This window comes from Novosphingobium sp. (assembly GCF_040079535.1).
Taxonomy (GTDB): domain Bacteria; phylum Pseudomonadota; class Alphaproteobacteria; order Sphingomonadales; family Sphingomonadaceae; genus Novosphingobium.
This window is the reverse complement of sequence record NZ_JBEBKB010000001.1, coordinates 192,332-213,876: the sequence shown is the minus strand read 5'-3', so window position 1 is coordinate 213,876 and position 21,545 is coordinate 192,332. Positions and strand designations below refer to the sequence as shown.

Here is a 21,545-nt window from a genome sequence, read left to right as displayed (position 1 = left end):
CCGGGTGGGTGGGCCAGGCGCCTGGGCATTGTCTCAAGAATCGATGGAATGCAGCTTCCGCGCGCCTCACAATCTGGCACTATGCAGCCCAATCGCGGTCAGTGAAGGGGCGAATCATGGGTTTGGGCAATTGGTATGACGAACACATAGTTCCACGTGTGATCCAGTGTGCCTGCTCTTCACCAGGAATCATGAAGGTTCGATCGCAGCTGATCCCAAAGGCCAGTGGCAAAGTCTTTGAAATGGGCTGCGGCGGCGGCATCAACCAGCAGTTCTATGACGCTTCGATGGTTGGAAGCTTTTCGGGCATGGACCCATCGCTCAAGGGGATCGAATTTGCCCGTGCCGCTGCGGCGCAAAAGGGCTGGGATGCAGATCTGCGTCAGGGGTTTGGCGAAGCAATTCCGTTTGGCGATGCCAGCTTTGATTGCGTGGTCTGCACCTACACGCTTTGTTCGGTCGAAGATCCTGGACAGGTGCTGAAGGAAATGCGGCGAATTCTTCGAACCGGCGGATTGCTGTTGTTCGCGGAACACGGCCAAGCGCCCGACGAAGGTGTGCGAAAATGGCAAACGCGGATCGAACCGGTGTGGAAACGCCTTGCTGGTGGTTGCCACCTGACCCGGCCGATCAGCAGCGCTGTTAGCGCTGGCGGCTTTCAGGTGGAACCGATCGGAGCCTGCTATATTCCCAAGACACCGCGCTGGGCGGGGTGGATGGAATGGGGCGCTGCGGTGAAGACCGGTTAGAGCGGCAAGCGGAAATTTGAAACGTTCTTCCCGCTTCCATCTACCCTGAGCAGGTCGAAGTGTTGGCCTGGTTCTTCATGCGTTATGCATAACCGCTAGAAGGAAATGACAGCACTTCGGCCTGCTCAGGGCAGACGGATTTTTACTCGAGTTTCAGATTTTACCTGCAATGCAGTATGGCGCATCGGCCGCGCCAGGTGGATCACCGAGCGCGGCCATTAATGCAATCTATTCGCCGAAAGTGCGTTGCCACCAGCCTCGGCGCGGCTGTCCAGCCTCGCCGGGATCGGCGGCCGGATCAGCAGCTTCTTCGGCGGCTACGGGTTCAGCAACCTTCTTGCGCGAACGCTTTGGTTTGGCCGGAACCTCTCCGGCTTCCGGTGCGGCCGGTTCCAGAGCGGCAGGGGCCGCTTCAGGCTCGGCATCAACGGCTTCAACCACCTTTTTACGCGAACGCTTCGGCTTGGCTGGGGCCTGTGCTGCAACCGCTTCAGGTTCGGGTTCCTCGGCCACTTCTGCTTCAGCGGTAACCGCGGCTTCCGGCTCTACCTTTTTGCGCCGGGTGCGCTTCGGCTTGACCGGGGCTTCCTCAGCGGTATCGGCGGCAACGGCTTCTTGCGCCGGGCTTTCTTCGCCAGCGGCTTCTACTGATTCAGCATCCGATCCATCGTCGGTTTGTGCCTGGCCTTCGCCATCGCCGCGGCCCTTGCCGCCGCGCCGCCGCCGACCACGCCGACGACGCTTGCGCGGTCCATCACCGTCCTCGGCCCTTTCGGCTGCGCTGCGATCATCGTCTTCATCGCCTTCATCGTCGGCGGATTCTTCGCTTTCGCTTTCGCTATCGTTTTCGTCATCGCCACGCGGAGCTTCATCACGCTCGCGGTCACGTCCACCACGCCGGCGACGCTTGCGGCGGCGTTTGCCGCGATCTTCGCCATCTTCGCTGCGTTCTTCAGCTTCGAAATCGTCTTCCTCCTCTTCAAACACGTCGTCATCGTCTTCCTCGATGGCGATCGGTTCGAAGCGGGGCACGAATTCAGGGCGCGGCCCAGACGAGGCAACGCGCATCTTGGCGCCCTCGTTTTCACCTTCAGGCAGCACGGCCACGGCGACGCCATAGCGCAGCTCGATTTCAGCAAGATCTGCGCGCTTGGCGTTGAGCAGATAGACCGCCGCTTCTGTGGAAGCGAACAGCGTGATAACCGAACCCTTGCCTTTGGCGGCTTCGTCTTCGATCAGCCGCAGCGCAGCCAGACCAGAGCTTGATGCCGTGCGCACCAGCCCGGTGCCATCGCAGTGCGGGCAAGCGCGGGTTGATGCTTCTAGTACCCCGGTACGAAGACGTTGGCGGCTCATCTCCATCAAGCCAAAGCTGGAAATCCGGCCAACCTGGATCCGCGCCCGATCATTCTTGAGCGCGTCCTTCATCGCCTTTTCAACTTTGCGGACGTTGTTGTTGTACTCCATGTCGATGAAGTCGATCACAACCAGTCCGGCCATATCGCGCAGGCGCAACTGCCGGGCGATTTCACGCGCAGCTTCGAGGTTGGTGTTAAGCGCGGTCGCCTCGATCCCGTGTTCTTTGGTCGAGCGGCCAGAGTTGATGTCGATCGAGACCAGCGCTTCGGTGGGGTTGATCACGATGTAGCCGCCGCTTTTCAGCTGCACTTCGGGATCGTACATCGCGGTCAGCTGATCTTCGGCGCCATAGCGCTGGAACAGCGGTACCGGATCGGCATACTGCTTCACCCGTTTGGCGTGGCTGGGCATCAGCAGCTTCATGAAATCACGCGCCGCGCGGTATCCATGTTCGCCTTCCACCACCACGTCTTCAATTTCGCGGTTATAGATGTCGCGGATCGCGCGTTTGATCAGATCGCTGTCTGAATGGATCAACGCCGGAGCGGTAGAGCCCAGCGTCGTCTCACGAATCCCGTCCCACAGCCGAGCAAGGTAATCGAAATCGCGCTTGATTTCAGTCTTGGTGCGTTGAAGACCGGCGGTGCGAACGATGCAACCCATCGATTTGGGCAGATCCATCTCAGCGATAATTGTCTTGAGCCGCTTGCGGTCACCGGCAGAATTGATCTTGCGGCTGATCCCGCCGCCATGGCTGGAATTGGGCATCAACACGCAGTACCGGCCCGCCAGACTGAGGTAGGTGGTGAGCGCGGCACCCTTGTTGCCGCGTTCTTCCTTGACCACCTGCACCAGCAGAACCTGGCGGCGCTGGATTACATCCTGAATTTTGTAACGACGGCGCAGAGCCATGCGCTTGGCACGCAAATCGTCAGCTTCCTTGGCGTGACCGCGATTTCCGCCCTGCCGCCGGCGGCCCCGGCCGCGGCGGTGGCTGTCGTCATTATCGCCGTTGTCTTCGCCTTCATTTTCGCCGCCGGCTTCGTCGTCATGATCAAAGCCATCCTCGACCAGGCCATCTTCGATCGTTGCCACCTCGTCCTTTTCAGACGTGTCAACTTCCATCACGCCGCCGAAGTCATCGTCGTCGTGGTGATCGTGCGTGGTCCCGGCCATATCATCGGCCAGGCTTTCGCCCAGTTCGTCATCACCGACGAAGTCTTCCTCACCCTCAGCAATGGCGCGCAAAGCGGCCTCTTCCTCAGCGTGGGCGGCTTCCTCAGCCAAAAGGGCCTCGCGGTCCTCTTTGGGGATTTGGTAGTAATCGGGGTGGATTTCGCTGAAGGCCAGGAAGCCATGGCGATTGCCGCCAAAGTCAACAAAGGCCGCTTGCAGCGACGGTTCTACCCGGGTGACCTTGGCAAGATAGATATTGCCCTTGATCTGTTTGTGTTCGGCGGATTCGAAATCGAATTCGTCAATCCGGTTGCCTTTTAGCACCGCCACCCGGGTTTCTTCCGGGTGGCGCGCATCGATAAGCATGCGCGTTGTCATTATAAATACTCCGTGCGCGCCTGGCGCAGCGCAAGGCCCGAAGGCTGCGTGCGGTTTCGGCGCGGCTATATGCGGACAGTCCGCGCGATGCCGGGCAATGCCCCATGCTGCGCGCGGATGTATCGATGATGCCGGTTCCACAGCGGGCTCCGGCGGCGATGAGCGTGTCTGCAACAGTGAAAATGCGCGGCAAACCCGAGCGCGCACGGCCAGCCGCACCATGGGTCGAAGCCGCTATGGCTCCGGACGTCTGGGACGGTTCAAGGCTTTTCATTGATGCATCAACCTGTTTGATCCGGAACGAAAAATACCGGATTCTCCTTCCGGAAACGGCCATGCCGATCCCGGTCGATGGGGTGACTAGCATTGCTTCAGGGCTGCGGCAAGGTGAATGCCGCAAAGCGGTGATTGCACCGCGCGGCAAGGCGCACTAATCAGGCTGCAATGCGCCGGTTTCTGATACTGCTTGTGATCTTGCTGACACCGATTGCGGTGTTTGCCGCTATGGTGCAGGCCGATCGAACATTCGGCCGCCCCGGGCGCGGCTATGATTACGTGGTTACGGTCGATCTGCCCAGGCCAGGGGCGGCGGCGGCTTTGCCGAAGGTTCTGGGCCCACCGGATTCAAGCCGCCCGCTGGTGGTGATCGATCCCGGCCATGGCGGCAAAGACCCCGGAGCAGGAGCCGGCGAGCTTAAGGAAAAAGCGCTGACACTGTCGCTGGCGATTGCGCTGCGCGACGAGTTACTTCGCCAGGGCGGGGTGCGTGTGGCGCTTACCCGCAGCGATGATACCTATCTGTTTTTGGGGGAGCGGCCAGAAATAGCCCGTTTGCTGGGAGCGGATTTGTATATTTCGATTCATGCCGATAGCACTGAAGGCGAGGGGAAGGCGCTGGGCGCCACGGTTTATACCCTCTCAGCCAAAGGCAGCAACGAAGCGGCGGAAAAAATTGCGGCGCGCGAAAACGCTGCGGATGTGGTCAATGGCGTGAAGATTGCCGGGCAGAGCAGCGATGTCAGCACAGCGCTCGTCGATCTGGCCCAGCGCCAATCCCAGACTCAATCGGAATTGTTCGCCCGGCTGATCTTGCGCGAAGGCCTGGGCCGAATGCCGTTCAAGGAAGCCGATCCGCAATCAGCTGCATTCGCCGTGCTCAAATCACCCGATGTCCCATCGGTGCTGTTCGAATCCGGCTATATCAACAACGAAACCGATGTTGCCCGGCTGACTTCGGGTGCAGGCCGGCAAAACTTTGCAGAGGCTGTGGCGCGGGCGATCAGGGTGTTTTTTGCCCGGGCAGCACAAGGATAGTGGAAACGGACGGGAAGGCATTGCAAACACACTGGCAATGCGCGCCAAGGCCGTGCTAGAGCGCGCCACCTATGGCTGAAAGCGACGATCAGGATCCAGGTTCGGTGCGCTTGCGCATCCGCCGCGAAGCAGGCGGATTGTGGGGCAAAGCGAAGGCGCTGTTTGCTGCTGGGCGGCAAAAGCTGGGTGATACCGGTTTTGGAGAATGGTACCGCACCCGGTGGGGCGATAGCCGGCGCTTTCGGATCATCAACTATCTGCTGGCCGCTTTTCTGGCTTTCAACCTGCTGTTTTGGGTAACAGTCACTCGCAATCTACCGTCAGCCGATAGCCTGCTTACCTACCAGCCGCCATTGCCAACAATGGTTCGCGGGATCGATGGGCAGATCGTTTATTCCTATGCCCGCGAACGCCGCGTGCAGTTGCGCTATGTGGACTTTCCGGAGAAGCTGAAAGGGGCCTACCTTTCGGCCGAGGACAAGACATTCTGGAGCCACGGCGGCGTTGATTATACCGGCCTGGCCGGCGCGGTGCTGGATTATGTAACCAAGCTTGGCTCTGGCAAGCGCGCCAAGGGCGGCTCTACCATTACCCAGCAGGTCGCGAAAAACATCCTGATCGGTAATGAGTATTCGGTTACCCGCAAGATCAAGGAAATGGTCCTGGCCCGGCGGATCGAAAGCGTGCTGGAAAAGGAACAGATCCTTGAGCTCTATCTCAATGAGATCCCGCTCGGCCGGCAGAGCTTTGGGGTACAAGCTGCATCGCAGGCCTATTTCGGCAAGGATGTGGGCGAACTGAATCTGGCGCAGTATGCTTTCCTGGCAACCCTGCCGCGCGGTCCTGAGATCTATGGCCGGGCCAAATTTGCACCCGAAGCACTAGAGCGGCGCAACTGGGTGCTTGACCAGATGGTCAGAAACGAAGCGGCCACCGCCGCCGAAGCCGCCGCTGCCAAGGCAGAACCGCTGGGCATTATTCCGCGCCGGGGTGATAACTGGGATCCGGCCAATGGCTATTTCGTTGAGGAAGTGCGCCGTCAGCTGATCGAGAAGTATGGCGAGAATGCTGAAAACGGGCCCAACAGCGTCTATGCGGGCGGCCTGTGGATCCGAACTTCGCTTGATCCGCAGCTCCAGAAGGGCGCCCAGGATTCGCTTCGAACCGGCTTGCTGCGATTTGGCGGTGGGCGCGGTTTCGTTAAGCCGATCGATCATATCGATCTGGATATGGATAGCTGGCAAAGCCAGATTGCGCTTTCGGGCAAGTCGATTTCCTATCTCGATTGGCGCGTTGGGCTGGTCCTGGAACGCAAGGGCGCCGCAGCCACAATTGGCTTTGGCGATGGCACCAAGGGGCCGCTGCAGGGTATCCCGGATGCACTGAAGGCTGGCGATATCGTTGCTGCTGCACCTTCTGGCACGAACAGCTGGGCCTTGCGGGTGGTGCCCGAGATTACTGGCGGGATGTTGCTTGAGGACGCCCATTCAGGCCGTGTCCTGGCGATGCAGGGCGGGTTTGATCCGGGCCTTGGCAGCTTTAACCGCGCCACCCAGGCGATGCGCCAGCCCGGATCTACAATCAAGCCGTTCGTCTATGGCACCGGCCTTGATTTCGGGATGAGCCCGTCGAGCGAGATTCTTGATGGCAAATTCTGCGTCTATCAGGGTTCACGCTATGGCCAGAAGTGCTTCGTCAATTTCGGTGGCGGCGGCGGCAGCGGATCGCACACGATGCGTTGGGGGCTTGAACAATCGCGCAACCTGATGACGGTGCGGATCGCCAGCGATGCCGGGATGGAAAATGTCTCGAAGACTTTCGAAAGGGTCGGGATCGGCAAGTATCCGCCTTATCTGGCATTCGCGCTTGGGGCCGGGGAAACAACCGTTCAGCAGATGGTCAACGGCTATGCCGCGCTGGCAAACAATGGTTTGCAATTCCAGCCGACCGTGATCGATTACGTTCAGGACCGAACGGGCAAGGTGATCTTGCGGGCCGACACCCGCCGCTGCACCAAGTGCAACATGGCTGAATGGGACGGAAAACCGATGCCGCGGTTTGATTCGCGCGGCAAGCAGGTGATGGATCCGCGCACCGCGTTTCAGGTGGTCCACATGCTGGAAGGCGTGGTGACGCGCGGCACGGCCTATCTCCTGGATGATCTGGGTGTGCCGCTGTTTGGCAAGACCGGGACCACCACGGGGCCAACCAATGTCTGGTTCGTTGGCGGCAATCAGGATATCGTTGGCGGGGTGTACCTGGGCTATGATCAGCCGCGCCCGCTGGGCGGCTGGGTGCAGGGCGGCAATGTTGCCGCGCCGATCTTCAAGCAGCTTGTTGCATCAACCAAACCCCGCTGGAGCGAGCGACCATTTGTGGCGCCAGCTGATATTCACTGGGTCAAGGTTGACCGGATCAGCGGCAAACGCGTGTTTGGCGGCACACCGGGCGATAGCAAGGATTCCGGCGTGATCTGGGAAGCGTTCAAGGCCGAAAGCGAAGCCCGGCCAGGGATCGGCACAGAAGAACTGGAGAAGCAGCGCGCAGCCTTGATTGCGGCGGCCCGCAGGGGCGCGGGCAAACCAAAGGCGCCCGCTGCAAACACCGATCCGGGTGATGCCAAGGAACCCGAAGCTGCGCCAACAATTGCGCCGGATGCAACAGTCGGCGGTCAATAGTCCTGGCAGGGCTGGCAAGGAGACGATTATGAAGCGTAAAGTTCTTGGTTTTTCGCTGGCAATCGCGGCCTTGGCGCTGCCCGCAGCCGCCCCGGCCGATCTGCCGCAAGGCGCCCGTGCACCGCAGTTCGTAACGCAAGGTGCATTGGCCGGCAAAGTGTTCAACTTCACCCTTTCTGCTGCTTTGCGCAAAGGACCGGTGGTGCTGTACTTCTATCCAAAAAGCTTCACCCAGGGCTGCTCGATCGAGGCCCGCGCCTTTGCCGCCGCTTCGGCTGATTTCAAGGCCGCTGGTGCGACCCTGATCGGCCTTTCCGCTGATACGATCCAGACCCAGCAGCTTTTCAGCAGCAAGGACTGCGGCAACAGGTTTCCGGTGGGCGTTGCAACCCCCGCGATCATCGATGCCTATGACGTCACGCTCAAGAAGGCAGATGGCACCCAGACCGGGCTTTCAAGCCGGACCAGCTATGTGATCGGGCGCGATGGGCGGGTGGTTCTGGCCTACACCGATATGAACCCCAACCAACACGTGACCAAAACCCTGGCGACAGTGCGGGCATTGCGGCAGCGGCGGCGATAAGCGCATACCCTTTACATTGCAGGCAATCCGGCTAACGGGCACAGTCCGATTTCAAGGAGTGTGCTGTCATGCGTGCCGAGGGGCAGGCCCATATCGAACGGATCGAAAAGGCACTGGCGCTGGTCCGCAAGTTCCTTGACTGGGACCGTGCGCTGCGTCGGCTTGATGAGCTGAACGCGCGGGTTGAAGATCCCAAGCTGTGGGACAACCCCAAAGATGCCGAAGCGGTGATGAAAGAACGCCGGAGGCTGGAAGCTGCGGTGGGCACGGTCAATTCAATCGGCGCGCAGATGGCCGATGCGATCGAATATGTCGAGCTTGGCGAAATGGAAGGCGATGAAGCGACGGTCGATGAAGGGATCGCCACCTTGAGCGCGCTGGCCGATCGGGCCGATGCTGATAAGGTTCAGGCGCTGCTGGCCGGAGAGGCCGATAGCAACGACACTTTCATTGAAATCCATGCAGGCGCTGGTGGAACCGAAAGCCAGGACTGGGCCGAAATGCTGTTCCGGATGTACACCCGCTGGGCGGAAAAGCGCGGCTTCAAGGTTGAGACGATTGAGTATCAGGCCGGTGACCAAGCCGGGATCAAGAGCGCCACGATCATGTGCAAAGGCGAAAACGCCTATGGCTATGCCAAGACCGAAAGCGGCGTCCACCGGCTGGTTCGCATTTCGCCCTATGACAGTTCGGCCCGGCGCCATACCAGCTTTTCCTCGGTCTGGGTCTATCCGGTAATCGACGATACCTTTGCGATCGAGGTCAATCCGGCCGATCTCAAGATCGATACGTACCGCGCCAGCGGCGCGGGCGGGCAGCACGTCAACACCACCGATTCCGCGGTGCGCATGACCCACGTTCCCAGCGGCATCATTGTCGCCAGCCAGATGGATCGCAGCCAGCACAAGAACCGTGATATCTGTATGGGGATGCTGAAAGCCCGGCTTTACGAAGCCGAGATGCAAAAACGCGAAGCCGCCGCCAGCGCCGAACATGCCAGCAAGACCGATATCGGTTGGGGCCACCAGATCCGTTCCTACGTGTTGCAGCCCTATCAGATGGTCAAGGATCTGCGCACCGGCTTCACCTCACCAACCCCGTCCGATGTGCTCGACGGCGCGCTCGATCCGTTCATGGCGGCAGCATTGGCACAGCGCGTGACGGGTGAAGCGGTTGAGGTAGAAGACGTCGATTGAGGCCTGGCGGGTGCGCGTGTTTGCAACTTTGCCAAGCTGCATTGGCTGGGCTAAGAACAAGGCCGTGAAGACCCGTGGACACCTTGCCTTGCCGGTTGCGGTTGCGCTGTTGGCCGCAGTTGGCGCTTGCACACCGGCCAGCGATCAATCTGGCCGATCCGAAGGCGCGCGCGGGTTTCCTGAGGCTTACCGCCCGGTTTCAACGCTTGCGGGGGATGAATTCACCAACGAAGACCAGCGCGACGATATGGGTGAGGCTGCGGTTGTGATGGATCTGGCGGCGATCAATCCGGGTACCACGGTGGCCGATATCGGCGCGGGCGAGGGATACTACACAATCCGCCTGGCCGATCGGGTTGGCCCCAAAGGCCGGGTATTGGCGGAAGACATCGATCCCGGTTCAATCCAGCGGCTTGGCCAGCGGGTTGAACGTGAACGGCTGGGCCAGGTTTCGATCCGCACCGGCAAGCCGGAAAACCCGATGCTGCCGGGTGGCAGCTTCGATCGGATTTTCATGGTCCATATGTATCACGAAATCGCCGAACCCTATGCTTTTCTGTGGCATATGCGGCCTGCGTTGCGGCCGGGCGGGCAGGTGATTGTGGTGGATGTCGATCGTCCATCGGATCAGCATGGCATGCCGCCGCGGCAATTGTTTTGCGAATTTGGCGCGGTGGGTTTCCGGCTGGTGCAATTTGTGCTTAGGCCCGAACTCAACGGCTATTATGCCGCGTTTGAGGCGAGTGGGGAACGCCCCAGGCCGGAAGATATCAAGCCGTGCAATTCGGTTAACGGGAAAACGGGGACGCAATGACCGCTGCCACTGCCTTTTCAGGGCTTAAGCCGATTATCTATGGCGGACGCGAAGTCTGGCCCATTGTGGAGGGCGGCAAAGGGGTTGCGGCAACCAATCATGCCAGCTCGGGAGCCTGGGCTGCGGCGGGCGGGATCGGCACTGTCAGCGCGGTCAATCCGGATTTCTATGACGAAGACGGCAATATGGTCGATCAGGTGTTCAATGGCGCAACCCGCAAGGATCGCCATCATGAGCTGATCGCCTTTGGGATCAAGGGATCGGTCGATCAGATTCGCCGGGCCTATGATATTTCCGGCGGACAGGGCGCGATCAATATCAACGTGCTGTGGGAAATGGGCGGGGCACAGCCCATACTTGAAGGGGTGCTTGAGCAGACCCGCGGGATGGTGACCGGGGTAACCTGCGGGGCAGGAATGCCGTACAAGCTTTCTGAAATCGCCGCGCGCCACAACGTCAACTATTTGCCGATCATCAGCTCTGCCCGCGCGTTTCGCGCGCTGTGGAAACGGGCGTACCACAAGGTTCCCGATCTGATGGGGGCGGTGGTTTATGAAGATCCGTGGCTGGCGGGCGGCCACAACGGGCTATCCAACGCAGAAGATCCACTTCAGCCGCAGGATCCCTATCCGCGGGTAAAGGCGCTGCGCGATACGATGCGCGCCGAAGGCATAGCCGATAGCGTGCCGATCGTGATGGCCGGTGGGGTGTGGTATTTGCGCGATTGGGCAAACTGGATCGACAATCCCGAACTGGGCCAGATCGTTTTCCAATTCGGCACGCGTCCGCTGCTGACCCAGGAAAGCCCGATCCCGCAGGGCTGGAAAGACCATCTGCGCACGCTGAACGAAGGTGACATCCTGCTGCACCGTTTTTCACCAACCGGTTTCTACAGCTCGGCGGTGCGCAATTCCTTTATCCGCAATCTCGAAGCGCGCAGCGCCCGGCAAATTCCCTATTCGAAGGTTGAAGCTGGCGAGCACACCGCCCGGCTTGATGTGGGTGTGGGCAACAAGAATTTCTGGGTTGCTCCGGCCGATCTTGAACGGGCCCGCGGCTGGGTGGCGCAAGGTTTCAAGGAAGGCCTGCGCACACCCGATGATACGATTGTCTTTGTCGATGAGGCAGAGCGTTCGGTGATCCAGACCGATCAGAAGGAATGCATGGGCTGCCTTTCGCACTGCGGGTTTTCATCATGGAAAGATCATGATGATTACACCACCGGCTATCTGGCCGATCCGCGCAGCTTCTGCATTCAAAAGACGCTGAAGGCGATTGTCCACGGCCAGGACATTCATCAGAACCTGATGTTTGCCGGCCACAACGCCCACAATTTCAAGACCGACCCGTTCTATTCGAACAACTTCACCCCAACGGTGAAGCAGCTGGTCGATCGGATCCTGTCCGGGGATTGAGCGCGCCCATGAATGATCGCGCCCCGCCGCTGCGGCTGTGGGCGGGTGAAGCGCTTGAGATTCCCAAGTTGCTGCTCAGCCCATTGCAGCGCGCGGTGCCCATTGCGGCCGGACACGGTCAGCCGGTGATTGTCTATCCCGGCTATCTGACCAGCGATGTCTCATCAATCCGGCTGCGGCGTTCGCTGAACGCTGCTGGATATGCTGCGTATGGCTGGCAGATTGGCAAAAACAGCGGCGCGCGGGCAGATCTATTGGACCGGCTTGTCCCGCAGCTTGAAGAGCTATCCCAGCGGCATCAGCAGGGCGCCACCCTGATCGGCTGGAGCCTTGGCGGGGTGTTCGCGCGCGAGGTGGCCAAACAGCGGCCAGATCTGGTGCGGCTGGTCATAACGCTGGGCAGCCCGTTTTCCGGCGATCCGCGCGCAAACAATGCCTGGCGGCTGTATGAACTGCTAAACGATCACCGCGTTGATAGCCCGCCGATCGCAACCGATCTGGCCGCCAAACCGCCGGTGCGGACCTTGGCGGTGCACTCACCGATCGATGGGATCGTGGCCCAGGCCGCAGCGCGAGGGCTGGCGGAAGAGAGTGACCGGCAGGTTGAGCTGACCGGCCGGCATCTGTCGCTGGCGCGTTCACCCGCAGGGATCAGGCTGATCGGCCGGTTGCTGGCCGAAGAATTGGGCTAGTGCATCCAGGCCAGGATCGGTGTGCCCGGATCATTCAAATTCCCAGGCGCGCTCACCGTGGCTGGCCAGATCCAGTCCTTCGCGCTCGTCATCCTCGCCCACCCGCATCGGGATCGCCAGACTGACCAGCACGGCCAGCACCGCGGTGGCAATCGCCGACCAGATTGCAACAACACCCACGCCCACGGCCTGCGCCGCTAGCTGGCTAACCATGTTGAAGCCTTCGTCATAGCCAGCCCCGCCAAGCGTGGGCGAAAGGAACACCGCCAGCAGCAGCGATCCGGTAATCCCGCCAACCCCATGGACAGCAAATACATCCAGCGAATCGTCGATCCCCAGCCGGCCTTTGATGATCTGGATCATCGGGAAGCATACCAGCGCGGCGATCGCGCCGATGGCCATCGCTGCCCACGGAGCGACGAAGCCCGCCGCCGGGGTGATCGTGGCCAGCCCGGCTATGGCGCCGGTGGCAAAGCCGACGCTGGTGGGTTTGCCAACCTTGAACTTCTCGATCAGCAGCCAGACCAATGCCGCCATGCAGGCCCCCAGATGGGTATTGATGATTGCTCCCGCCGCGCTGTCATCAGCTGTAACGGCAGAGCCGCCATTAAAGCCAAACCAGCCAACCCACAGCAGCGCCGCACCAACCATGGTCAGCGCCGGGCTGTGCGGCAGCATCAACTGGCGCGGGAAGCCAAGGCGCTTGCCAACCAGCATCGCCGCAACCAAGGCCGATACCCCGGCGGTGGTGTGCACCACGATCCCGCCGGCAAAGTCCATCGTGTTCATCCGCGAAGCTAACCAGCCATCACCCCAAACCCAGTGCGCAACCGGCGCATAGACTACCAGCCCCCACAGCGCGCAAAGTCCGATCACCCAGCCAAACCGCGCCCGATCAACCCAGGCCCCCACCATCAGTGCAGGCGTGATCGCGGCAAAAGTAAGCTGGAACAGCGAAAATGTCCGCTCGCTAACCGCGTATCCATCGCGCAGCACGCCTTCGGTGTTGCCAAGCATCCAGATATCGCCGCTGCCGAAGAACCCATTGGTGACATCGCCAAAGCCAATCCGGTATCCCACCGCGACCCACAGCACCGAGGCGACTGCCGCAACCGCGCCGGTTTGCACTGCAACCGAGAGGAAGTTTTTGGCCCGGACCAACCCGCCATAGAACAGGGTCAGCCCCGGCATGCACATCATCAAAACCAGTGCTGACGAGACCAGCAACCACGCATTATCGCCGCTGTTCAGGGCATCGCCCGCTGCATCGGCTGCTGCATCCTGGGCCCAGGCTGCGGCAGGAGCCGCCATGGCTGCAATTGTCAGACACAGCTTCGCAAAGGTGCGCATTGGTTTCTCCCTTCGGGCGCGGGCTTTGGCGCGCGATTCCTCAAACGCGGCTTAAAGCAACGATTGCAATTCTAGCAAGCGCGAAGCCGCACGGATGTTGCGCGCGGGGGCGATTATGCCCAGCCTTGCAGCACCTGATCGGGCGGGCGGTGTCCATCGATCCAGAAGCGGATATTTGCGATAACCTTTTCGCCGGCATGCTCGCGCCCCTCAACCGTGGCACTGCCAAGGTGGGGCAAGGTGATGACGTTGGGCAGGGCGATCAGGCGCGGATCAACTTGTGGTTCGCGTGCGAACACATCCAGCCCGGCACCGGCCAATGTGCCTTGCGTCAGCGCGGCAATCAGCGCGTCCTCGTCAACCAGATCACCGCGCGCAGTGTTGACCAGAAAGGCGCCCGGCTTCATCGCTGCCAGCCGCCGGGCGTTGATCAGATGGTGTGTATCGGCGCCAGCCGGGCAGTGCAGGGTGATAATGTCGCTGGTGGCGATCAACTGTTCAAGATCGGGTTCATAGCGCGCACCGAACATCGATTCGACACTGGGTGGCAGCGGGTGACGATTGTGATAGCCAACCTCCATTCCAAAGGCACGGGCGCGGTGGGCCACGGCCTGCCCGATCCGGCCCATCCCGATAATGCCGAGCCGTTTGCCGCCAATACAACGGCCTAGCATCGCGGTGGGGGTCCAGCCGGTCCAGTTGCCATCGCGGACCAGCCGGCTGCCTTCACCAAGCCGGCGCGGAACCGAAAGGATCAGCATCATCGCCAGATCCGCCGTATCATCCGTGAAGACGCCCGGAGTGTTGGTGACGATGACCTTGCGGGCCCGCGCTGCGGCCAGATCAATATGTTCGATCCCGGCACCGAAATTGGCGATCAGGCCCAGGCGCTCACCCGCTGCTTCAAGCATGTCCGCATCGATCCGATCGGTCACAGTGGGAACGATTACATCGCTGGCGTGCATCGCGGCGATCAGCTCGTCGCGGGTCAACGGGCGATCTTCGGCATTCAGCGAAACGTCGAACAGCTCATCCATTCGCGCTTCCACCGAAGGCAGCAACCGGCGGGTTACATGAACGCGGAGCTTGCCTGAAACACGCCGCCGGGCTGGGGTATCGGAAACAACTGTCATGGCGATAGCGCTAGGCTTTGCCGGGGCGCATGGTCAAGCGGGTTGAAGCAGGGGCGCCGGGCGCGCTATCATGCCGCGATGTTGATCACTCGCCGATTCCTTGTTGCTGCTGCCATAGCGATCTGTGCCGTTCCGGCCGTGGCCCAAGATGCCAAAACGCCCTACTGGGCCTCAATCCGCCGCGGTGACGATGTAAACATGCGGGTTGGCCCGGGCGAAGACTACCGGATTCTATGGGTTTTCCATCGCCAGAACTTGCCGCTCAAAGTTCTGCGGATCAAGGAGGGCTGGCGCTTTGTCGAAGATCCAGGTGGTGCAAAAGGGTGGGTTCTGGCCCGTTTCCTGACGCGTGAGCGGACCGGATTTGTCATTGGCAAGGAACCGGCCGCGATGCGATCGCATGGCAATGTCGGGGCCAAGCTGCTGTGGCAGATGGCGCCGGGTGTGGTAGGACTGCTTGGCAATTGTGACAGTGGCTGGTGCAAATTCAGTGTTGGCCCACGCAAAGGCTATGTTGAACAGGCCCGGTTGTGGGGGGCGGGGGAGCCCTAAACAGGCTCCGACCCGCCCAATCCTGATCGGCCCGTTCAGCGCCCGCGGTGATGCTGGCGCCTGAATGCGCGCTTGTCCTGGCGAAGATCGCGCTTTGCACCGCGCAGTTCGTGGCGCTCCTCGTGTGCCCCGCGCCAATCGTGCTGGCGAACGTCCTGCCGAACATCGCGGCGTTCTTGCCGCACTTCATGGACGTCACGGCGCAGCTCGGCGCGGGTGACCTTGGCCTGGGCAATGCCGGGCAGGGCCAGTCCGGCCATGATCATGGCTGCGATGATAGTGCGTTTCATTCGGGTTCTCCTGTGCTGTGAAGGTGCCGGCAGATCTTGCTGGCACCAGCCAAGGTGGCCTCCCCAAACTGAACTTGCCCGGAATCCGTTGTTCGGATCCGGGCAAGTTGTGTCGCGATTTGTCGCGCAGATTGGCGCTATCAGACCAGTTCGACGGCCACCGCAGTAGCTTCGCCGCCGCCGATGCACAGACTGGCGATCCCGCGGGTTTTGCCATGGCGCTGCAGGGCGGCAATCAGTGTGGTGATGATCCGCGCGCCAGACGCACCGATCGGATGGCCCAGCGCAGTGGCACCGCCGTGCACGTTGATCTTGTCGTGGGCGATCCCCAGATCGTGCATCGCAAACATTGCGACGCAAGCGAAGGCTTCGTTCACTTCGAACAGATCAACCTGATCCAAAGTCCAGCCGGCCTGTTCCAGCACCTTGCTTATCGCGCCAACCGGTGCGGTGGTGAAATCCTTGGGAGCCTGGGCGTGAGCCGCAGCGGCGATCACTTTGGCGACCGGCGTGAAGCCTTTTGCACCGGCCACGCTTTGGCGGGTCAGGACCAGCGCAGCCGCGCCATCCGAGATCGAGCTGGAGGTTGCCGCGGTGATCGTGCCATCCTTGGCAAAAGCCGGTTTCAGGCCGGGAATTTTGTCTGGACGGCCCTTGCCCGGCTGTTCATCGGTATCAACCACGCTTTCACCAGCGCGGCTTACCACGGTTACTGGGGTGATTTCTGCGGCAAAGGCACCATCGGCAATGGCGGCCTGCGCCCGGCGCAGCGATTCGATTGAATAGGCGTCCTGCGCCTCACGGGTCAGTTGATAGGCATCAGCGGTATCCTGCGCGAAAGTGCCCATTGCCCGGCCCGGTTCATAGGCATCTTCCAGCCCATCGAGGAACATGTGATCATAGGCAGTATCGTGCCCGATCCGCGCGCCAGAGCGATGCTTCTTAAGGAGGTAGGGCGCGTTGGTCATGCTCTCCATCCCGCCTGCGATCAGCAAATCAACTGTGCCGGCTGCCAGTGCCTCAGCGCCCATGATCACGCTCTGCATGCCAGATCCGCAGACCTTGCTGACGGTGGTTGCCTGAACCGAAGCGGGAAGCCCGGCCTTGATGGTGGCCTGCCGGGCCGGCGCCTGGCCCAGACCGGCGGGCAGCACACAGCCCATATAGACCCGCTCTACATCGTCGCCGTTCACTCCGGCCCGTTCAACCGCAGCGCGAATTGCGGTGGCCCCCAGATCGGTTGCACTGACATCGGCCAGCGCGCCCTGCATGGCGCCCATCGGGGTGCGGGCATAGGACAGGATGACGATAGGATCGGCGGCGGAAAGCTGGGCCATGGCAGGCAACCTTTCTGGAAGTCTTGAGTCTGTCGCATCTTTAATGCTGCGTTGCAGCAATGGCAATCGCGCTTATCCGCTTGCCAAGCCTGCCTGCCTGCGGGAAAAGAGTGGCAAATAGAAACGGGGACCTGTGAAATGAGCGCTGAAATTACCCGCATGAGCGATGTCCTGGGCCGCCAACGTGCTGCCTTTACAGCTGCTATGCCCGAAGCGATGTCGGTTCGGCGTGATCGGATTGACCGCGCGATTGCGATGCTGATCGATCACAAGGATGCGCTTGCCAAGGCAGTAAGCGCCGATTTTGGCCATCGCAGCATCGAACAGACCCTGATGACCGATATCATGCCGTCGGTTGGCGCCCTCAAACATTCGAAAAAGCATTTTGAGGCCTGGGGCCGCAATGAAAAGCGCAAGGCGATGTTTCCGTTGGGCTTGTTGGGGGCCAAGGCCGAAGTGATCTATCAGCCAAAGGGCGTGGTTGGGGTGATTGCGCCGTGGAACTTCCCGGTTGGAATGGTGATGGTGCCAATGGCCGGGATCCTGGCCGCCGGAAACCGCGCGATGATCAAACCAAGCGAATTTACCGAACGCGTGGCCGATGTGTTCGCCGAAGTGGTGCCGCAGTATTTTGCGGAAGAGGAAATGGCGGTTTTCACTGGCGGGGTTGAAGTTGGCACCGCGTTCAGCAAGCTGGCTTTCGATCATCTGATCTTTACCGGTGCAACCAGCGTGGGCAAACACATCATGCGCGCGGCAGCCGAAAATCTGGTGCCGGTTACGCTGGAGCTGGGCGGCAAAAGCCCAACCTTCATCGGCCGTAGCGCGGACAAGACCAAAGCCGGGCAACGGATCGCCCTGGGCAAGATGCTGAACGCCGGACAAATCTGCCTGGCACCCGATTACCTGCTGGTCGCCAAGGATCAGGAAATGGATGTGATCGACAGCCTCAAAAGCGGGGTTGAGGCGATGTACCCGACCCTGCTGGCCAATGATGATTACACGTCTGTGGTCAACGGCCGCAATTTCGAACGCCTGCAAGGGTATCTTGCCGATGCCAAGGAAAAGGGTGCCGAGCTGATCGAGGTCAACCCGGCCGGCGAAGATTTCAAAAGTTCAAACGGCAACAAGATGCCGCTTACGATCGTGCGCAATGTGACCGATGACATGAAGGTCATGCAGGAAGAAATCTTCGGCCCGATCCTGCCGGTGATGACCTATGATTCGATCGATAGCGCGATTGACTATGTCAACGATCATGATCGTCCGCTGGGGCTATATTACTTCGGTTCTGACAAGGCCGAGGAAAGCAAGGTGTTGAGCCGGACGATCTCGGGTGGGGTGACGGTCAACGATGTTGTGTTCCACAATGCGATGGAAGACCTGCCGTTTGGCGGCGTAGGTCCTTCGGGGATGGGCAATTATCACGGGGCAGACGGGTTCAAGACTTTCAGCCATTGCCGCGCGGTCTATCGCCAGTCGGGTATGGATATCGCGGGCCTTTCCGGGTTCAAGCCGCCTTATGGCAAAAGCACCCATTCCACCCTTGCGCGTGAACTGAAGAAATGAGGCTGTGGCCCTCGGCGCTTTTGCTGGGGGCCGCATCGCTGGCCTGGGCGGTTCCATCACCGTCAGATCAGTGGCCCGCGCGCGATGCCGGGCTGGATCCGGCCGGATGGTCCGCAGCATTTCCCAACAGCAGCAATTTGCTGCGCCGAAATCTTGGCGCGCAGATTGAGGCTGGGGACGATGCCGGGGCCCGGCAATCGCTGGGCCGGCTGGCCGCAATGGGATATGCACTAAGCCCGGCCGGGCAAGACCAGACCGCGCGCTGGCTTGATCCGGTTATCCGCAATTCCTTTGCCGCCAATGCGGCGCCCAAAGGGCAGCCATCCGAAGCAGGCTCTGTCCCGGCTGAATTCGGGCTGGTTGAGGCGATTACCTATTCCGGCTCGTTGCGGATTGCCAGCGGGGTCACCGCGCAGGATTTGTTGATCAGCCGTGATGGCCGCCGCTGGAACCGGTTGTCCCTGGCCGGGCTGGGCAGCATCACCGGACTGGTACGTGACCGCAAAAGCGGGCTGGTTTGGGCTGCGTCTGGGATTTTTGAACAAACACCCAGGTCAACCGGGGCATTTTCCGGGCTGATTCTGGTGGACCCGCGCCACGGCCAGGTGCTGCGCAAGATTGCCGCTCCTGCAGGCGTAGTGCCCAGCGATATTGCCCTGGGTCCAGACGGCACAGTCTATGCCAGCGATCCACTGAACGGCGGTGTGTGGCTGGCCAGGCCTGGCTCCAAAGTGCTGGAACCATTGGTGCCGCCCGGGCGGTTCAAAAGTCCGCAAGGGTTGGTGGTTTCTGCTGATGGCCGGATGCTGTATCTGAGCGACTATGGATACGGATTGGCATTGATTGATCTGCCGGGCGGGCAAGTCCGCCGATTGCCGGGCACCCCCGCCATGATGCTCGACGGGATTGACGGGCTGCACCGCAGCGGCAACCGGCTGATTGCCATCCAGAACGGCACCCGTCCGATCCGGATCGCTGTGCTGCAACTGGCCCCGGGCGGGCGTTCGATCGCCAGCATGCGGGTGATTTTGCAGGCTCCGTCCGGCGGCGGCGAGCCGACCAGCGGGCAGATCATTGGTGGCCGTCTGGTCTATGTTTCCAATGCCCGTTGGGACCTCTTTGGTGCTGGCGGCGAACCGGCCGGAAGCGAGCGGCCAGGGCCGACTGTGATTGCATCGATCAAGCTTGTTGAGAGCAGGTAATCCTGTGCTTGCAGTAGCCCAGCCATGGGCCTAGAGGCGGGCCGAAGCCGACTCCTAAGTAGCGGGAATCTACGTGGTTGATCTGTCACAATACCTGGCTGTCCTGATCTTTCTGGGGATCGCTTTTGCGCTTTCAGCGCTGTTCGTGTTCCTGCCGATGGGCGTTGCCCGGCTGACTGGGACGCATAATCCCAATGCGGAAAAGCTCAGCGAATATGAATGCGGTTTTCCCGCGTTTGAGGAACCGCGCAGCCAGTTTGACGTGCGGTTCTATCTGGTCGCAATCCTGTTCATCATTTTCGATCTGGAAGCGGCTTTCCTGTTTCCCTGGGCTGTAACGTTTCTTGAACTGGGCTGGTCGGCCTGGATCACAATGATGGTTTTCATTGCCGAGCTGGTGTTCGGGCTGATCTATGCATGGAAAATGGGGGCTTTGGATTGGGAATGAGCATTCCGGTTGATGCCCTTGGCCGCCCGCTGTGGAATGGCCCGGTAACCGCGCCAGACGCGGACTTTTTCAAGGACCTCAACGCCGAGGTAAACGACAAGGGCTTCCTCGTCGTCGGTACTGAGGAATTGTTCCAGTGGGCCCGCACCGGCTCGCTCTGGTGGATGACCTTCGGCCTTGCCTGCTGCGCGGTTGAGATGATCCATGTGAACATGCCGCGGTATGATATGGAGCGTTTTGGGGTGGCCCCGCGCGCCAGCCCGCGCCAATCAGACGTGATGATCGTGGCCGGAACGCTGTGTAACAAAATGGCCCCGGCGCTGCGCAAGGTCTACGATCAGATGTCAGACCCGAAGTATGTCATCTCGATGGGCAGCTGCGCCAACGGCGGCGGTTATTATCATTACAGTTATTCAGTTGTGCGCGGGTGTGACCGGATCGTGCCCGTCGATATCTATGTGCCGGGCTGTCCGCCCACTGCCGAAGCGCTGCTGTATGGCGTGATGCAATTACAGCGCAAGATCCGCCGGATCGGGACGGTAGAGCGATGAGCGTGGTTCATGCAGCCCCCCGGTTCGCCTCCAACGAAGGTGTTGTTGCGGCGCTTGGCAAGGCACTGGGCAGCATGCTCATCGCGGCCAGGGAAGAGCATGGCGAAATTCTGCTGACGGTCGCGCGCGATCAGATTGTCGGCGCGCTGCAACTGCTGCGTGATGAACACGAATACCAGCAGATGATGGAAATGGCCGGGGCCGATTACCCGGACCGGGCTGAGCGCTTTGAAGTGGTATACATGCTGCTTTCGGTGACCAAGAACCACCGCATCATGGTAAAGGTTAGCGCGGCCGAAGATACCACGGTGCCCAGCATCACTGGCCTGTGGCCCAACGCCGGCTGGCTGGAACGTGAAGTGTTCGACATGTACGGGGTGGTGTTTGACGGCAACCCGGACCTGCGCCGGATCCTGACCGATTATGGTTTTGAAGGCCACCCGTTCCGCAAGGATTTCCCGCTGACCGGCTATGTCGAGCTGCGCTACAGCCATGAGCAACAACGCGTGGTCTATGAGCCGGTAAAGTTGGCGCAAGATCTGCGTCAGTTCGATTTCATGAGCCCGTGGGAAGGCGCGCAATACGTGCTGCCTGGGGACGAAAAGGTGGAGGGAGGCAAGGCATGATCCAACCTCTCTTCAACCGTCACCCTGAACTTGTTTCAGGGTCCATCGTGGTTTCCGCCCGGTGGCTTCGTGCCAAGGCAAACCGCGCAGTTGGCTCTCTTCGCGCGCCCACCGGGCTATCTGCGACATGGAC

At 60.6% G+C, this 21,545-nt stretch carries 19 protein-coding genes and 1 pseudogene; 15 read left to right on the top strand and 5 right to left on the bottom strand.

Features of this window, described 5'->3' with window-relative positions; genetic code table 11:
- Positions 1 to 191 precede the first annotated feature (191 nt).
- Positions 192 to 749, top strand: coding sequence for a class I SAM-dependent methyltransferase (locus tag ABL914_RS01015; protein ID WP_391561276.1), 558 nt, complete (start codon positions 192 to 194; stop codon positions 747 to 749).
- A gap of 228 nt (positions 750 to 977) precedes the next feature.
- Here ABL914_RS01015 and ABL914_RS01010 read toward each other — a convergent pair whose 3' ends face one another.
- Positions 978 to 3,662 (bottom strand): ribonuclease E/G, encoded by a 2,685-nt coding sequence (locus tag ABL914_RS01010; protein WP_391561275.1) that lies wholly within the window; start codon positions 3,660 to 3,662, stop codon positions 978 to 980.
- Positions 3,663 to 3,766: 104 nt separating this feature from the next.
- Here ABL914_RS01010 and ABL914_RS01005 point away from each other — a divergent pair, with 104 nt between their 5' ends.
- From ABL914_RS01005 to ABL914_RS00970, 8 genes are all read left to right on the top strand, one after another.
- Positions 3,767 to 4,096, top strand: coding sequence for a hypothetical protein (locus ABL914_RS01005; RefSeq protein ID WP_391561274.1), 330 nt, complete (start codon positions 3,767 to 3,769; stop codon positions 4,094 to 4,096).
- Between the two features lie 10 nt (positions 4,097 to 4,106).
- Complete coding sequence (locus ABL914_RS01000) at positions 4,107 to 4,976, top strand: N-acetylmuramoyl-L-alanine amidase (protein ID WP_391561273.1); 870 nt, start codon at positions 4,107 to 4,109, stop codon at positions 4,974 to 4,976.
- A 71-nt stretch (positions 4,977 to 5,047) separates the two neighbouring features.
- Complete coding sequence (locus tag ABL914_RS00995; protein ID WP_391561272.1) at positions 5,048 to 7,654, top strand: penicillin-binding protein 1A; 2,607 nt, start codon at positions 5,048 to 5,050, stop codon at positions 7,652 to 7,654.
- A 28-nt stretch (positions 7,655 to 7,682) separates the two neighbouring features.
- Positions 7,683 to 8,237 (top strand): peroxiredoxin, encoded by a 555-nt coding sequence (locus ABL914_RS00990; protein ID WP_391561271.1) that lies wholly within the window; start codon positions 7,683 to 7,685, stop codon positions 8,235 to 8,237.
- 68 nt (positions 8,238 to 8,305) lie between these two features.
- Positions 8,306 to 9,433, top strand: coding sequence for a peptide chain release factor 2 (gene prfB / locus ABL914_RS00985; protein WP_391561270.1), 1,128 nt, complete (start codon positions 8,306 to 8,308; stop codon positions 9,431 to 9,433).
- 64 nt (positions 9,434 to 9,497) lie between these two features.
- Positions 9,498 to 10,247 (top strand): class I SAM-dependent methyltransferase, encoded by a 750-nt coding sequence (locus ABL914_RS00980; RefSeq protein ID WP_391561269.1) that lies wholly within the window; start codon positions 9,498 to 9,500, stop codon positions 10,245 to 10,247.
- A complete protein-coding gene (locus ABL914_RS00975) occupies positions 10,244 to 11,662 on the top strand; it encodes an NAD(P)H-dependent flavin oxidoreductase (protein ID WP_391561268.1) in 1,419 nt (472 codons plus the stop codon). Before ABL914_RS00980 ends, ABL914_RS00975 begins: the two co-directional genes overlap by 4 nt.
- A gap of 8 nt (positions 11,663 to 11,670) precedes the next feature.
- Entirely contained in the window at positions 11,671 to 12,354 is a 684-nt protein-coding gene (locus ABL914_RS00970) for an esterase/lipase family protein (protein ID WP_391561267.1), read from the top strand.
- Between the two features lie 30 nt (positions 12,355 to 12,384).
- On the opposite strand, the gene ABL914_RS00965 is transcribed toward ABL914_RS00970, so the two are convergent.
- Both ABL914_RS00965 and ABL914_RS00960 read right to left on the bottom strand, forming a co-directional pair.
- Positions 12,385 to 13,704, bottom strand: a complete 1,320-nt coding sequence (locus tag ABL914_RS00965; protein WP_391561266.1) for an ammonium transporter — start codon at positions 13,702 to 13,704, stop codon at positions 12,385 to 12,387.
- 113 nt (positions 13,705 to 13,817) lie between these two features.
- Entirely contained in the window at positions 13,818 to 14,837 is a 1,020-nt protein-coding gene (locus ABL914_RS00960) for a 2-hydroxyacid dehydrogenase (protein ID WP_391561265.1), read from the bottom strand.
- A 78-nt stretch (positions 14,838 to 14,915) separates the two neighbouring features.
- On the opposite strand from ABL914_RS00960, the gene ABL914_RS00955 reads away from it, so the two are divergent.
- A complete protein-coding gene (locus ABL914_RS00955; protein WP_391561264.1) occupies positions 14,916 to 15,389 on the top strand; it encodes an SH3 domain-containing protein in 474 nt (157 codons plus the stop codon).
- A 35-nt stretch (positions 15,390 to 15,424) separates the two neighbouring features.
- Here the strand turns inward: ABL914_RS00955 and ABL914_RS00950 are convergent, their stop codons facing one another.
- Together ABL914_RS00950 and ABL914_RS00945 are read right to left on the bottom strand one after the other, a co-directional pair.
- A complete protein-coding gene (locus tag ABL914_RS00950; protein WP_391561263.1) occupies positions 15,425 to 15,679 on the bottom strand; it encodes a hypothetical protein in 255 nt (84 codons plus the stop codon).
- Between the two features lie 140 nt (positions 15,680 to 15,819).
- Positions 15,820 to 17,016, bottom strand: a complete 1,197-nt coding sequence (locus ABL914_RS00945; protein WP_391561262.1) for an acetyl-CoA C-acyltransferase — start codon at positions 17,014 to 17,016, stop codon at positions 15,820 to 15,822.
- Positions 17,017 to 17,154: 138 nt separating this feature from the next.
- Here ABL914_RS00945 and ABL914_RS00940 point away from each other — a divergent pair, with 138 nt between their 5' ends.
- The 5 genes and pseudogenes from ABL914_RS00940 to ABL914_RS00920 all read left to right on the top strand — a co-directional run.
- Positions 17,155 to 18,585 (top strand): coniferyl aldehyde dehydrogenase, encoded by a 1,431-nt coding sequence (locus tag ABL914_RS00940; RefSeq protein WP_391561261.1) that lies wholly within the window; start codon positions 17,155 to 17,157, stop codon positions 18,583 to 18,585.
- A complete protein-coding gene (locus tag ABL914_RS00935; protein ID WP_391561260.1) occupies positions 18,582 to 19,787 on the top strand; it encodes a hypothetical protein in 1,206 nt (401 codons plus the stop codon). Before ABL914_RS00940 ends, ABL914_RS00935 begins: the two co-directional genes overlap by 4 nt.
- A gap of 73 nt (positions 19,788 to 19,860) precedes the next feature.
- The gene (gene ndhC / locus ABL914_RS00930; protein WP_391561259.1) at positions 19,861 to 20,235 is read left to right on the top strand and encodes an NADH-quinone oxidoreductase subunit A; all 375 of its coding nucleotides are present in this window, start codon (positions 19,861 to 19,863) and stop codon (positions 20,233 to 20,235) included.
- Positions 20,232 to 20,786 carry a NuoB/complex I 20 kDa subunit family protein gene (locus tag ABL914_RS00925; protein WP_391561258.1) on the top strand — a complete coding sequence of 185 codons (555 nt, stop codon included), beginning with the start codon at positions 20,232 to 20,234 and terminating at the stop codon, positions 20,784 to 20,786. The genes ndhC and ABL914_RS00925 overlap by 4 nt, the downstream gene beginning before the upstream one ends.
- Positions 20,783 to 21,391, top strand: a pseudogene (locus ABL914_RS00920) (NADH-quinone oxidoreductase subunit C); the annotation flags it as partial. The gene ABL914_RS00925 and the pseudogene ABL914_RS00920, both read left to right, overlap by 4 nt.
- Between the last annotated feature and the right edge of the window lie 154 nt (positions 21,392 to 21,545).

Coding starts and splice junctions, on each gene's coding strand:
- ABL914_RS01005 (WP_391561274.1), top strand. CDS start 3,767: ATGCTGCGCGCGGATGTATCGATGATGCCGGTTCCACAGCGGGCTCCG.
- ABL914_RS00935 (WP_391561260.1), top strand. CDS start 18,582: ATGAGGCTGTGGCCCTCGGCGCTTTTGCTGGGGGCCGCATCGCTGGCC.
- ABL914_RS01015 (WP_391561276.1), top strand. CDS start 192: ATGAAGGTTCGATCGCAGCTGATCCCAAAGGCCAGTGGCAAAGTCTTT.
- ABL914_RS00960 (WP_391561265.1), bottom strand. CDS start 14,837: ATGACAGTTGTTTCCGATACCCCAGCCCGGCGGCGTGTTTCAGGCAAG.
- ABL914_RS00965 (WP_391561266.1), bottom strand. CDS start 13,704: ATGCGCACCTTTGCGAAGCTGTGTCTGACAATTGCAGCCATGGCGGCT.
- ABL914_RS00970 (WP_391561267.1), top strand. CDS start 11,671: ATGAATGATCGCGCCCCGCCGCTGCGGCTGTGGGCGGGTGAAGCGCTT.
- ABL914_RS01000 (WP_391561273.1), top strand. CDS start 4,107: ATGCGCCGGTTTCTGATACTGCTTGTGATCTTGCTGACACCGATTGCG.
- prfB (WP_391561270.1), top strand. CDS start 8,306: ATGCGTGCCGAGGGGCAGGCCCATATCGAACGGATCGAAAAGGCACTG.
- ABL914_RS00950 (WP_391561263.1), bottom strand. CDS start 15,679: ATGAAACGCACTATCATCGCAGCCATGATCATGGCCGGACTGGCCCTG.
- ABL914_RS00975 (WP_391561268.1), top strand. CDS start 10,244: ATGACCGCTGCCACTGCCTTTTCAGGGCTTAAGCCGATTATCTATGGC.
- ABL914_RS00955 (WP_391561264.1), top strand. CDS start 14,916: ATGTTGATCACTCGCCGATTCCTTGTTGCTGCTGCCATAGCGATCTGT.
- ABL914_RS00995 (WP_391561272.1), top strand. CDS start 5,048: ATGGCTGAAAGCGACGATCAGGATCCAGGTTCGGTGCGCTTGCGCATC.
- ABL914_RS00990 (WP_391561271.1), top strand. CDS start 7,683: ATGAAGCGTAAAGTTCTTGGTTTTTCGCTGGCAATCGCGGCCTTGGCG.
- ABL914_RS01010 (WP_391561275.1), bottom strand. CDS start 3,662: ATGACAACGCGCATGCTTATCGATGCGCGCCACCCGGAAGAAACCCGG.
- ABL914_RS00940 (WP_391561261.1), top strand. CDS start 17,155: ATGAGCGCTGAAATTACCCGCATGAGCGATGTCCTGGGCCGCCAACGT.
- ABL914_RS00945 (WP_391561262.1), bottom strand. CDS start 17,016: ATGGCCCAGCTTTCCGCCGCCGATCCTATCGTCATCCTGTCCTATGCC.
- ABL914_RS00925 (WP_391561258.1), top strand. CDS start 20,232: ATGAGCATTCCGGTTGATGCCCTTGGCCGCCCGCTGTGGAATGGCCCG.